At 33.6% G+C, this 12,955-nt stretch carries 11 protein-coding genes; 9 read left to right on the top strand and 2 right to left on the bottom strand.

Features of this window, described 5'->3' with window-relative positions; all coding sequences use genetic code 11:
- Nucleotides 1-143 precede the first annotated feature (143 nt).
- The 8 genes from UH1x_RS17120 to UH1x_RS17085 all read left to right on the top strand — a co-directional run bounded on the left by UH1x_RS17120 (nucleotide 144) and on the right by UH1x_RS17085 (nucleotide 7,471).
- Nucleotides 144-1,247: a YHYH protein gene (locus tag UH1x_RS17120; protein ID WP_482623188.1), complete on the top strand. Its 1,104-nt coding sequence runs from the start codon at nucleotides 144-146 to the stop codon at nucleotides 1,245-1,247.
- A 69-nt stretch (nucleotides 1,248-1,316) separates the two neighbouring features.
- Nucleotides 1,317-3,017 carry a DMP19 family protein gene (locus UH1x_RS17115; protein ID WP_482623187.1) on the top strand — a complete coding sequence of 567 codons (1,701 nt, stop codon included), beginning with the start codon at nucleotides 1,317-1,319 and terminating at the stop codon, nucleotides 3,015-3,017.
- A gap of 237 nt (nucleotides 3,018-3,254) precedes the next feature.
- Nucleotides 3,255-3,986 carry a YoaK family protein gene (locus UH1x_RS17110; RefSeq protein ID WP_482623186.1) on the top strand — a complete coding sequence of 244 codons (732 nt, stop codon included), beginning with the start codon at nucleotides 3,255-3,257 and terminating at the stop codon, nucleotides 3,984-3,986.
- 116 nt (nucleotides 3,987-4,102) lie between these two features.
- Nucleotides 4,103-4,762: a hypothetical protein gene (locus UH1x_RS17105; protein ID WP_482623185.1), complete on the top strand. Its 660-nt coding sequence runs from the start codon at nucleotides 4,103-4,105 to the stop codon at nucleotides 4,760-4,762.
- A 32-nt stretch (nucleotides 4,763-4,794) separates the two neighbouring features.
- A complete protein-coding gene (locus UH1x_RS17100) occupies nucleotides 4,795-5,130 on the top strand; it encodes a hypothetical protein (protein ID WP_482623184.1) in 336 nt (111 codons plus the stop codon).
- 44 nt (nucleotides 5,131-5,174) lie between these two features.
- The gene (locus tag UH1x_RS17095; RefSeq protein ID WP_482623183.1) at nucleotides 5,175-5,954 is read left to right on the top strand and encodes a HipA family kinase; all 780 of its coding nucleotides are present in this window, start codon (nucleotides 5,175-5,177) and stop codon (nucleotides 5,952-5,954) included.
- The gene (locus UH1x_RS17090; RefSeq protein ID WP_482623182.1) at nucleotides 5,944-6,327 is read left to right on the top strand and encodes a DUF3037 domain-containing protein; all 384 of its coding nucleotides are present in this window, start codon (nucleotides 5,944-5,946) and stop codon (nucleotides 6,325-6,327) included. The genes UH1x_RS17095 and UH1x_RS17090 overlap by 11 nt, the downstream gene beginning before the upstream one ends.
- Before the next feature lie 124 nt (nucleotides 6,328-6,451).
- Nucleotides 6,452-7,471, top strand: a complete 1,020-nt coding sequence (locus UH1x_RS17085) for an adenosine deaminase (protein ID WP_482623181.1) — start codon at nucleotides 6,452-6,454, stop codon at nucleotides 7,469-7,471.
- Here UH1x_RS17085 and UH1x_RS17080 read toward each other — a convergent pair.
- Together UH1x_RS17080 and UH1x_RS17075 are read right to left on the bottom strand one after the other, a co-directional pair.
- Nucleotides 7,458-8,789 (bottom strand): GAF domain-containing sensor histidine kinase, encoded by a 1,332-nt coding sequence (locus tag UH1x_RS17080; RefSeq protein ID WP_482623180.1) that lies wholly within the window; start codon nucleotides 8,787-8,789, stop codon nucleotides 7,458-7,460. The genes UH1x_RS17085 and UH1x_RS17080 overlap by 14 nt on opposite strands.
- A 633-nt stretch (nucleotides 8,790-9,422) precedes the next feature.
- Nucleotides 9,423-10,304 (bottom strand): alpha/beta fold hydrolase, encoded by an 882-nt coding sequence (locus UH1x_RS17075; RefSeq protein WP_482623179.1) that lies wholly within the window; start codon nucleotides 10,302-10,304, stop codon nucleotides 9,423-9,425.
- A gap of 436 nt (nucleotides 10,305-10,740) precedes the next feature.
- Between UH1x_RS17075 and UH1x_RS17070 the strand changes: the two genes are divergently transcribed.
- Entirely contained in the window at nucleotides 10,741-12,930 is a 2,190-nt protein-coding gene (locus UH1x_RS17070; RefSeq protein ID WP_482623178.1) for a BspA family leucine-rich repeat surface protein, read from the top strand.
- The last annotated feature ends 25 nt before the right edge of the window (nucleotides 12,931-12,955 follow it).

The raw sequence follows: 12,955 nt of genomic DNA, 5'->3' as shown, positions 1-12,955 counted from the left end.
ATAAAACACTGCAGTGTAGTAGGTTTTAATTTAACATTAATGGTTTGGCGATACTAGAATCACTATTATGTTAAGTAATTTTTGATGTCAATTTACTAACTTGGATATTCATTGTTTTATAACATTCACTATTAGTTTAAGATATGAAAAATCTAAATTCATTAGTATTAATTCTAAGCATACTCTTTATACTTTTTCTATCCTGTAAACAATCCTCTAAAAAAGTAGAAAAAGACCAAATTGTAAAAAATGTAGATGCTTCTCTTTTTCTCACTAATAATAGTTTAACCATAGATACAGTAAATTGTACACTAAGCGATGGCACGAAAACGAAATGTTTTCAAATAACCACTTTTAGTATTCCTGAAGATCACGAAATGGGTCCATGGTGTCCACATACTATAAATGACAGTGCTGAAAAAGGTGGTATTTGGTTTAAAGATGGTAAAATGTATGATGTGGATGGCGAGTTTATTAAAGAGCTACCAAAACTCTATCATGATGATTTTTGGAAACTATATGATAATAATGGAGACGTATTTAGAACTAAAAGTGAAGATGATTGCATTAAATTAATGGGTGCGCAATTACAAGACGAATTTATTAACTATTGCATTGAGTGTTTACCCAAATATGTCAGCAATCTATCTAGCACATATCTTATACCTATAACTCCGGTTAAATTAGAAACCCCTATTAACCTTTCTGGGGATCCTAAAGGTGGAAACCCACCTAATGGAGATGGAGAAAACCCACCAGGAGAAGAACGTGACGGACCACCACGCGACAAAATTTCTGATGGCGAAAGACCAAATGGACCGCCACCAAATGGACCCCCACCGGGCAACAATGAAGGAGAAAGACCAGGTGGACCTATAAAAAGAGGAATAGCTTTTAACGGAGTAATATTTGACGCCCCTGCCCCACTTCATATTATTTTAAAAGGGTATACCATACCACCAATAGACGATGCTGGCGGACATATAAATATGGATAACGGTTACCATTATCATGCAGCCACGGGTAAAACCAAAGAACATGAGCAACACGATCATCACTCCCCAATGATTGGTTATGCTATGGATGGTTTTGGCTTGTATGCACAACTAAATACCGATGGTCATGAACCAGAAGACTTAGATGACTGCCGTGGACATTATGATGATATTAGAGGATATCATTACCACGTAGATGCTGCAGGAAATAACAATTTCATTAATTGCTTTAGTGGTGCTATTGTGAAATAATTATCTTACTGTTATGTTCAAAGGTAGATTTTAGTCACCTTTAAGAGTATTACCATTAAAATTAAGTAAATGAAGCTTTTTCAAATTTTTAGTCGCAAAAACAATAACGATAATGATCCTTACTGGGTATTTAATGAAAAAAAGCATTTTAAACCAAAACTTAATAAAGGTGATTACTACAAGCTAAGTGGTTTTGATTTTGGGTGGTTCGTTCTTGAACCATTATCAAATTTCGTACAAGATAAAGAACATGAAATTGAGCGTGGCAAAGCATTATCTTATGGGCAAAAAGCACTTTACTATTGGTGGTATTTAGACGCACAGGTTACAAATGGGGGCTTTGTACAATTCTACTATAACGGCTATGGTGATTATATGCCAACCATTATAAAAGGTCTGCAACATATTGGTGATATTGAAATGGCTGAATTGGCTCAAAAAGCAGAAAACATCTATCAAAAAAACAAGAAACTAATGATTAAGGCGCAACAAAGCGATTTGTTTGGTAGCGACCTCTATGAAAGATTAGATGAGCTTTCTGTACTTGATAATAAATATTATAAAATGAACGGTAATACCATGTCTTTAATAGAGGATTACGTTCGTAAACACCCCAATGAAATCTGTATAGACGAGGATGGTTCACCATTCGATTTAAACTATTCCGGCACCTATAAAACATATTATGATGATCAAAAGTTAAAAGAAGAGTTTAGTATTCAAAAAGGTCATATTCACGGAGCATACAAAACCTTTTTTCAAAATGGAAATCTTAAAGAATCCATAGCATACATCGAAGGAAAAAAAACAGGTATTCGACAAGAATTTTATGAAAATGGCCTCTTAAAATATGAAGTAACTAAAAGTGATGCGGAGAACAAGTTAATTCATAAATGGTTTTATGAAAGCGGTATTCCTAAAAAAATAGAGGAAAGAAATGCCGAAACTGACAAAAAATATGGCGAGCTCAAAGAATGGTACGACAATGGCCAATTAAAAGAAGAAAGTTATTTTGCCAATAACACAACAAGAATTGGCAAATGGTTTCTATTCTGGAAAGATGGTAGTAAAAAACTAGAAGGTGAAGCCACGGAAGAAAAAGTACGTTTAATTAATTATTGGAAAGAAAATGGCGAGCAAACCCTAATAAATGGTACAGGTATTCATTATACAGAATGGATATCTGGCGCTCGTACAAGTATATATGAAACAGCATACAAAAACTATTTAAGAGATGGAGTTTCTAAAAGCATAACAAACGATAAGGTCACTTTATATCAAGAATTTAAAGACGGAAAGCAACATGGGTATACCCGTACATACTATAACAATGGTAATTTAAAGGAAGAAAAATACTATGAATTAGGCAAGTTGATATCCAACGAGGAGTTGCCAATGTTCAAAAATCCTAAAGTAAAAACTACCATTGTTTGTGAAATGAAAGACGAATGGCTAATTAATAGGAAATTAGAAACAGCAGACTCCTACCCCATCATCTTGAATAAAACAACATTAGAAGACTCCTTTAAAGCTTCGGTTTCTCTATTTGACAATTATCCACAAGATTATGAATTAAGCTACAACTATTTTGTATCAATTAATGAAGAGGGACATACTACCAATTCAGATTTTCTTATGGCAAGCAATGGATTTTTAAGAGAAGAAGTAGAATCAAGTATTATGAAAATGAAGTTTAAGCCAGCATTGAAAAATGGCATAGCGATTAATTCATATATTATTGTTCACTTTAAATTAAGGCTTAGCTCATAAGGCTTATTACTTACAAGATTTATTAATTTTAAACATGAACTTCAATTGGAATAGTAAGTCTTTAAAAAGTTAATACGAATACTTTATTCGGTCTTAGATTTAAATACCTTTGTAGTTACAGAAATCTTACTGATTAGTTTAATTACTTCATTAAAAGTTCTCCGCTTTTGGTACATGAAGTGAATATAGTTACTACTATTAGTTTCGTTTTCTAATACCGATTTAATCATAAACGGAATGTTTAGACATCAAGGCAAGAGCAGAAAATTAAAGCACAATCTGCAAATTGCCACTATTTTATCTTTTGTAGCAGGCATTGTAAATGTAACTGGGTTTTTGGCTTATAACCAACTAACTACCAATGTTACTGGGCATTTTGCACTTTTCATGAATGATGTTGCAAATCTAGAATTCTGGAAAGGCACTGTTTATTTCCTCTATATATTTTCTTTTCTCTTAGGATCTTTCTTCTCTAGTTTTTTGATTGAAAAATTTAGAAAGAATAAAAAATTAAACGTTTTTGTATTGCCAACGGTAATAGAATGTTTAATTCTAATTGCAATACCACTTTATAATGATGCTTTTGAAATTACCAATTCAGATTTAATTGTCTGTGCTCTTCTCTTTGCTATGGGGCTGCAAAATTCTTTCGTTACAAGAATTTCAAATGCAGTGGTTAGAACAACACATTTAACGGGACTATTTACAGATTTAGGAATTGAGCTATCCCAATTATTTTTCCCAGAAAAACATCCAAATAAAGAAAAATTAAAATCTAATATTAAACTCCGTCTTTACATAATTTGCTTCTTCTTTCTTGGAGGAATCGTTGGCGGATTCCTTTACCTTCAACTCAACTTAAAATTGAATACACTGATTTTTGGTGCATTATTTCTATTGGCAAGTTTGTTCTATGATGATTTTAGATATCAATTTATACGTACCAAAAGAAAATACGCAAGGCGTTGAGTTTTAGTTACCCTTTTTAAGACAGACGGTGATATGTTATAAAAAAGGAATGCGTATTTTTAAAAGAAGTTCTTAATCCTTTTACTTCTAACAATATCGAAATAACACCAAAAACTATGAAACATTTACTCTCCACATTACTTACCGCCACATTATTGATTTCCTGTAATTCATCAGATAAATCCAAATCAACATCTGCAGAAAATACAGAAGCTGTTGAAAAAATAGAAAAGGAATTGAAAACGATAGAAACAGATGAAGACCTTATTGCTACGGCATTAATGGCTGCACCTGCAGAAAGTAGAGCTACAAGTAAAGTTATTGGTTATAATATGGCTGGTGAGTTTGTAACATTAAAAGAAGGTGATAGCGAGTATATCGTACTTGCAGATGACCCAAAGAAAGATGGTTTCAACGCTGCTTGCTATCATAAAGACCTAGACCCTTTTATGGCAAGAGGTAGAGAATTACGTGCCGAAGGCAAATCTGCAGATGAAATTTTTGCTATTAGAGAAGCTGAAGTAAAATCTGGTAAAATTAAAATTACTCCTGGTTCTGCATTACACATTTACTACGGACCTAATGCTGCCTATGATATAAAAACGTCTAAAGTTGATGGCGCAAAGCTTCGTTATGTGATATACACCCCTTTTGCAACATCAGCATCAATTGGCTTACCAGAAACTCCGTCTGCACCCAATCACCCTTGGATAATGAATCCTGGTACGCACAGAGCACATATAATGATTTCTCCACTTGAAAATGAAGTAGAATAATAACAAAGCGAGTCAAACAACGTTAACCATATATGGTAAAACGAATACTAAATTACCTTGGTTGGTTTATTTTAGCTATACTTTTAGGGTTTCTACACATGCGCCTAGTTTTAGGTGCACCACCTGAATCTGACGATGAAAAATTCTCGTTTGCAAGTATGATATATGAATGGGCTTTAGTACAAGTTGGCGCAATCGTTGGGCTTATTATTGCACTTATATTCATTCCATTAGATGTTTTTTATTTAAACAATAAACTCCAAGGCAATAGCAAAGCAACTCTTTTTCGTTTTGTAATAATAACTTTCATAGCTGCAATTGTTGGTGGCACGCATTATATTTTAGAAAAAGTAATAGATGTTATTTAGAAAGGCAAGAGTATAGATATCACTACAAACTATATCTTAGCAGTATGAATAAACTTGATATTAGAACAGTAGATGTTGTTCAATATTTACAGCCCTTACGAGAAGGCGGCTCTATGCCAGCTATTGTAAAAGCTGATGATGATTTTTTGTATGTACTTAAGTTTAGAGGCTCTGGGCAAGGTAAAAAATCACTTATCTCTGAATTTATTGGTGGTGAATTGGCGCGTTCAATCGGTTTAAAAGTACCTGAGTTGGTATTTATGAACTTAGAAGATTCTTTTAGACAAACAGAACCTGACGAAGAAATTCAAGATTTATTGAAGTTTAGCGTAGGGCTTAACCTTGGTTTACACTTTTTATCAGGCGCTATTACCTTTGATCCTTTAATTTCTACCGCGGATGCCATGACGGCGTCTAAAGTTGTGGTATTAGATAGTTTAATAAGCAATATTGACCGTACCGCTAAAAATGCAAATCTATTAAACTGGCATAATGAATTATGGGTGATAGACAACGGTGCAAGTTTCTATTTTCACCATAATTGGGAGACTTGGGAGAGTCACCTAACCAGAACATTTCCGTTTATAAAAGACCATGTACTTTTACAACAAGCCACTGCCCTACCTGAAGCTGCTGCAGAAATTCAAAAATTCATCACACTAGAGAAAGTAACTGAAATTATTTCAAACATACCAGAAGATTGGTTGACGAGCGAATCTGATGTTTTAAATGCGGATGAAAAAAGAGCAGCTTACATTAATTTTATAACCACTAAGCTATCTATGATCGATGTTTTAGTAAAAGAAGCGGAAGATGCAAGATAGACACACATTTAAATTTGCAATAGTTAGAATTGTACCGAAAGTTGAACGAGAAGAGTTTTTTAATGTAGGTGTGATTTTATTCTGTAAACGGACAAAATTTTTAGATATCAAGTATCAAATCGATGAAGAAAAGTTAAAAGCATTTTCTCCGGAAATAGAATACGAAATCTTAAACGAATATCTAAAAGCTTGGAAATTGATTTGTGAAGGAAAGGAAGCTGGCGGACCAATAGGTAAGTTAGATTTACCTGACCGTTTTGGTTGGTTAACAGCTTGTAGAAGCACGGTTATACAAAGTTCCACCACCCGATCCGGATTAAGTAAAAATCCAGAAAAAGAACTAGAAGACATATTTAATAAGTATGTTCTGTAAAAATCTTTAGCTTATAAAAAAGGTCGTTGTCGCATTTACCGTTCGTAATTATCACGTTTAATAAGTAAGTTTGTCAAAAATCTTAGACCTACTTAAATCATTAAAGTATTTAAATCTTTTTCACATGGAAACATCAAAACTTCAAAGTATCATACAAGGCATTCCAAAAACGGAACTGCATTTACATTTAGAAGGGAGTTTTGAACCAGAATTAATGTTCCAAATTGCAAAGAGAAATAATATAACATTACCCTATGATTCTATAGAATCAGTTAAAGAAGCATACAAATTCAATAACCTTCAAGAATTTTTAGATATCTATTATGCTGGCGCACAGGTACTATTACACGAGCAAGATTTCTTTGACTTGACTTGGGCGTATTTAACCAAAGTACACAGTGAAAATGTAAAGCATGTAGAGGTATTTTTTGACCCGCAGACACATACCGAAAGAGGTGTTGCTTTTGATGTGGTGATAAAAGGAATTCACCGCGCTCTAGAAAAGGGAAAAAATGAGTTAAATATATCTTACAAACTCATCATGAGCTATTTGCGTCATATGAGTGAAGAAGATGCTTTTAAAACCTTAGAAGAATCATTACCGTTTAAAGATATTATCGATGGCGTTGGTTTAGATTCATCAGAAATGGGAAACCCGCCAAGTAAATTTGAAAAAGTATTTAAAGCGTCTGCTGAACATGGCTACAAGCTTGTTGCGCATGCAGGAGAAGAAGGTCCGGCAGAATATATTTGGGAAGCTTTAGATATTTTAAACGTAGAACGCATAGATCATGGCAATCGTTGTTTAACAGACGAAGCCTTGGTTAAAAGATTGGTTGACAACAAAATTGCTTTAACCTTATGCCCTACCAGTAATGTTGCGCTGAAAGTGATTCAGAAGATGGTAGAACATCCAGTCGCAAAAATGCTTGATAAAGGAATCGTTGCAACAATACACTCAGACGATCCTGCCTATTTTGGTGGGTATATGAACGAGAACTATTACCAAACTGCTAAAGCACTAAACTTAAGTTTACAACAAATAGAGCAATTGGCTATTAATGGTTTTGAAGCAAGTTGGTTGAACGATGAATCTAAAAAACAGCACATCCAAGAAGTAAAGGATTATTTTAAATCGCTTTAACTGCGAGCGGAATAAATAGTTCAAAAACAGCACCATTACCAAGAGAACTTTCTACCCTAACTTGACCGCTATGTGTAGTAATAATTCGTTTTACAATAGCAAGACCTATACCAGTACCTTGGTACTCTTCATCACTATGTAAACGCTGAAAAATTTCAAAAACTTTACTTTCATATTTTTGATCAAAACCAATACCATTGTCAGATACCGTTATATGAGAATAACGTTTGTCTTCCGCTAAATCTATTTCAGGATAATCTGCACCATCAACAATTTTACCCATTACCTTTATAACAGGTTTATCTTCTTTTTTAGTGAACTTAATTGCATTAGTAAATAGATTGAACAGCAGTTGTTTAAACTGTATTGGTCTAACCGTAATTTCACAATCTTTAGGTATTTTAAGGACTGTTTTATGCTGCTTAAGTTCTTCGCTTAAAACATCTTTTACATCTAATACCAACTTCTTTAAAGAAACCGTAGTTAAACTATTATCAATAGTCTCGGTAGCGCCGTAAGTCAATAAGTCTTGAATAAGATTCCTCATACGAGCTGCAGACCGATCAATTCTTTCCAATTTATGTTTACCAGCCTCAGTAAGATTATTAAATTCATTATCACTAACCTGAGAAATAAACATCTGTATTTTACGCAGCGGTTCTTGAAGGTCATGACTACAGATATGATTAAAAGACTCCAAATCATTAATCATCAACTCTAATTTTATAGTCTTGATTTCCAATTGATTGGTGCGTTGAAATACCTTCTTCTCTAATTTTTTTGAGAATTTCTTCAGCTTTTTATGTGCCCGTTCAAGCTCTAACTTATTCTTTCTAAGCTCCAATAAGTTGATAACTTGCTCTGACAAAATATTCAGAGATTCCTTTTGGCTATCTGTTAATTTCCTAGGCTTGTTATCAATAACACATAATGTTCCTAAAGGCAAACCACTTGCATTCTTTAAAGGAATACCAGCATAAAAAACAATATTGGGATCACCCGTTACTAGCGGATTATCATGAAATCGTTCATCTTCACGAGCATCTTCAGTAGTAAAAATGGGTTCATTTCCAGTTATAGCATGTGCACAAAAGGCATCCTCAATTGGTGTTTCAGAAACTCCTAGTCCGTAATGAGATTTAAACCACTGCCTTTTATCATCTAGTAGTGTGATCAAAGAAATTGGGGTCTGACAAATTTCTGCTGCAAGTTTGGTTAGATTATCATAATCTTTTTCTGGTAACGTATCTAAAATTGAATAGGAATCAAGAAGCGCTAATCTTTCTTTTTCCCTATCATGAATTTTGGCTTTTGTCATATAAAATTATGAAGAGGTGATTTTTTAAGACAACAAAGATAATATGCCTGTTGTATTTGATATCTTAAATATAATATAATCCTGTTAATAATATATAGCTTAGAATATAGTCTTGAAGATTAAAACAAGATTTATATATGAGATTTATATATGAGATTTATATATGAGATTTAAAAATAGAAAAGAAATCAATTGGTGCATTCTTCAATCTCCAAATCTGACAATAAAGCTTAAGACTTTTAACGTACACAAAAAGAAAAAGCTCAATATCATGAAGATATTGAGCTTTGCTCTAAGCGGAGAAAGAGGAACTATCCAAAATTCATGTTTTATGAGGTTTTAATGGCTCTATCAGAGCTTCGCAAACCAAGTGACTCCGAATTGGCCTCTTTTTAACTTTATTTTAACTCTTTTAAGGTAATTAAGAAAAATTGGGTGATGTTTAGTCTAAATCTCAACTGGATTCAAACCTTATTGATTTATCCTAGTTTTTACAAGACCAATGACAAATCTTAAATTTTATATTGACGAATTGTGAACTTCAAAAATATTCAATACAACTGTATAAATAGTTCGCATAATACAAATATTAGGAAGAATGTATTTTATGGTATTCAAATGAAATAGAAAATATTAACTCTTTCTTTCTTCCCTTTTTTCTTTGAAAGAATTGTAAGCCGCTATTAGAAATTCTATAATTTTTTTATTCACGATATCTGGAGTTTGTTCGGCAGGATAATGTCCTGCTTGTTTTGTGACCAAAAACTGTACAGGGTTATTCATTATTTTATCTAATCCTTCTTTCACAGCAATTCCCATTGCATTTTCCCCTCCAATTGCTAAAACAGGAAATGAAACAATTTTAAAATTTCTTGAACTTATTGCTCTAATATCCTCTTCTTGAGTTCGGTAATAACCTAGTGTTGCCGATAAAAATTCTGGTTTTTTATACGTTTTTAGATATATTTCTCTGGCATCGTTATCAATACCTTTTGGCCCTGCACTAGCATCTAAAAATATTCCATAATAATGAGATTCTCTATTTGGGACTAGGCTTTCAGCAAGTCCTAATTGGCGATTAAAAGTTCCATGCCAGTTGGGGTAATATTTTTTTCCTGGTTCCGGAATATTTTGATTAACTCCCGGTAAAATCTCTTCTTCTATTATTAATCCCCAAATTCGAGTAGAGTAATCCATTGAAATGAGATATGCTATTGTACCACCCCAATCATGCCCAATTATAGCAAATTCTTTAATTTTTAAAATATCAATCAACTTTATGACTTCTTCTGAGAGTGTTTCTTTTTCCCAGTTTTCATTTAAAGAAAATTTTCCTCCTAATCCACGTAATGTTACAGCCAAGGTTCTGTACCCTGCTTTATTTAATTCTGGTATATTTTTTCTCCAATGATAAGATGTTATAGGCCAGCCATGGAGTAAAACTATGACAGGACCATTTCCTTGGTCTTCAACATCTAAAAATATTTCATTTTCTAATTTAATATGTTGCAACATGTTTATTCTTGATTTTGTAGCAATATAATTCGTGCTGGAATTATAAAAATTATTTAAGCTTAAAAATAAAAGAAATAGTTAATAAATCTCCACTATTTTCTAATTTAATTTTACTACAAGTAGCATGTATAACTAATAATTATTATAATAATATTATTTATTATAAATAAACTATTTAAAATAATAGAATTTATTTTTATTTGATTTTTTGAATTATGCAATTATTTTAATATTCAAATAAATAATTGCAAATGAGACATGTATGTCAATATTTTTAAAGTGGAAATTACATCTTTCAATCTGATTTTTTAAATAATTTCAATTTTAATATTATCAACTTAATAACTTTAAATGAATATTTAAAATAATATAGTAGCATATACTACTATATTATATTATGTTTGCTGACATGTATAAATTAATACCCAAAATCGGAATGAAAACAAATCTTTTAATATTTAAAAGCCTACTTTTTTTAATATTTATTGTCGCAACGAGCTGTTCGGATGACGAAACTGTCCAAAGTGATTCAAAACAGATTCTTAGTTTTGGGTTCACAACTGAGGATAATCCCGAGCTTGGAACAAATATCATTGCAGATTTGGACCTAGAATCAGACTCCATTCTGTTGATGGTAACATATGGAACCGATGTCACTGAATTAAATCCGGAAATAGAACTGTCCGAAAGTGCCTCGGTCAGCCCAAATGGCCCCCAGGACTTTAGTTCACCAGTAACCTATACGGTAACGGCGGAAAACGGAAGTACGGTTAACTACGTTGTAACTGTTACCGCAGAAAAAAATGGCGAGAGCCAAATTTTGGATGTGATATTTAACTTGGAGAATAATCCAGAACTATTGGAAGCGGAAGTAGCTTCCATCGACCATGAAAATATGACCATCATCGCTAGCTTTCCTTTTGGGAGTGATATTACGTCTTTGACACCTACTCTAGAGGTGTCCGAAGGAGCCACGGCCAGTCCAACTGGAGTTCAGGATTTTACATCACCTGTAATCTATGAAGTTACCGCTGAAGATGGTAGTACGATTGAGTATACCATAAGTGTTTCAGTTGATGAGGATGATTCAAAGCAGATACTAAGTTTTACATTCCTTCCGGAAGAAAATACAGAATTACAGGAAACAATAACTGCAATTATTGATGAAGAAAACAAAACAATAACTGCAGCTTTTCCATCCGAAACAAATATAACCGCCTTAACTCCTAGTATAGCAATATCGGAAAATGCCACCATAAGTCCTGAGGTCAACATATCAGATTTCTCCAGCCCTGTGACCTACGAGGTGATGGCTCAAAATGGAAGTACGGTAGTCTATACAGTTACTGCCTCAATAGAACCTTTTCTACCTTTTGTAACGACCTGGAAAACCACAACGGCCAATGAGAGCATTACCATTTTCACTAATCCTAGCATCCGAACCTACAATTATGAAGTGGATTGGGGAGATGGGCATTTCGAAAGCAATTTAACAAATGACGCCACCCATGAATATGAAAATGCAGGAATTTATACGGTAAAAATTTATGGTGATTTTCCAGCTCCATGTACACCTTCCATATATTTTAACACAGTAAACGCAGCCAAACTTCTGACCATTGAAAGCTGGGGAGATATGGAATGGGAAAGTATGGGGTATGCATTTGCATTCTGTACAAACCTTACCTATAATGCTACTGATGCACCAGATTTGAGAAAAGTTACCGATATGACGGGTGCATTTGGATTAACAGATATATTTAATGGGGATATTACTGGTTGGGATATAAGTAATGTAGAAGATATGAATAGTATGTTTCAAGGAGCTAAATCCTTTAACCAAGACATTAGCGTTTGGGATGTAAGTAATGTTAAAGTAATGAAAGCGATGTTTCGTGAAGCATCTAATTTCAACCAGAATATCGGGAGTTGGAATGTGGGTAATGTAGAAGACATGTCATATATGTTTCGTGGTGCATCTGCTTTCAACCAGAATATCGGGAGTTGGAATGTGAGTAATGTAGAAGACATGTCTTATATGTTTAATGAAGCATCTTCTTTCAGCCAAGATATTGGTGATTGGGATGTAGGTAATGTGGAATATATGACATTTATGTTTTCCGGTGCTATTTCTTTTAACCAAGGTATCGGGAATTGGAATGTGGGCAAGGTACAGAACATGCAGGAGATGTTTCGTAAAGCATTTGCTTTTAATCAGAGTATAGGTAGCTGGAATGTAAGTAAAGTGGAAAACATGATAGGAATGTTTAGGGAGTCAATTGCTTTCAATCAAGATATTGGTGGTTGGGATGTAAGTAATACACGTCAAGTTTATGGGATGTTTCGTGGAGCAAGTTCTTTCAACCAAGATATTAGCAACTGGAATCTAAGTCCAACACTAAAGACGTTATCGAATATGTTTCAAGATGCAAGTTCTTTCAACCAGGATATTAGTGGTTGGGATGTGAGTAATATAACCCATATGACTTATATGTATAAAGGAGCCTCGGCATTTAGTCAAGATCTTTCCGGTTGGAATACGGAAATGGTTAGTCAGTGTGATGACTTTGCAACGGATTCTGGATTGACCCCGGAACAGTTGCCAAATGCTGGAGATTGTTTTTAAAAATAAACTATAGCCAAAGCCTTTA

Source organism: Maribacter sp. UH1 (genome assembly GCF_056839145.1).
Note: the sequence above shows the minus strand (reverse complement) of the source record. Positions and strands in the feature narration are given on the sequence as shown.

Bases quoted from the DNA above. Each gene is read 5' to 3' on its own strand.
- UH1x_RS17120 (WP_482623188.1), top strand. From the start codon at position 144: ATGAAAAATCTAAATTCATTAGTATTAATTCTAAGCATACTCTTTATA.
- UH1x_RS17115 (WP_482623187.1), top strand. From the start codon at position 1,317: ATGAAGCTTTTTCAAATTTTTAGTCGCAAAAACAATAACGATAATGAT.
- UH1x_RS17110 (WP_482623186.1), top strand. From the start codon at position 3,255: ATGTTTAGACATCAAGGCAAGAGCAGAAAATTAAAGCACAATCTGCAA.
- UH1x_RS17105 (WP_482623185.1), top strand. From the start codon at position 4,103: ATGAAACATTTACTCTCCACATTACTTACCGCCACATTATTGATTTCC.
- UH1x_RS17100 (WP_482623184.1), top strand. From the start codon at position 4,795: ATGGTAAAACGAATACTAAATTACCTTGGTTGGTTTATTTTAGCTATA.
- UH1x_RS17095 (WP_482623183.1), top strand. From the start codon at position 5,175: ATGAATAAACTTGATATTAGAACAGTAGATGTTGTTCAATATTTACAG.
- UH1x_RS17090 (WP_482623182.1), top strand. From the start codon at position 5,944: ATGCAAGATAGACACACATTTAAATTTGCAATAGTTAGAATTGTACCG.
- UH1x_RS17085 (WP_482623181.1), top strand. From the start codon at position 6,452: ATGGAAACATCAAAACTTCAAAGTATCATACAAGGCATTCCAAAAACG.
- UH1x_RS17080 (WP_482623180.1), bottom strand. From the start codon at position 8,789: ATGACAAAAGCCAAAATTCATGATAGGGAAAAAGAAAGATTAGCGCTT.
- UH1x_RS17075 (WP_482623179.1), bottom strand. From the start codon at position 10,304: ATGTTGCAACATATTAAATTAGAAAATGAAATATTTTTAGATGTTGAA.
- UH1x_RS17070 (WP_482623178.1), top strand. From the start codon at position 10,741: ATGAAAACAAATCTTTTAATATTTAAAAGCCTACTTTTTTTAATATTT.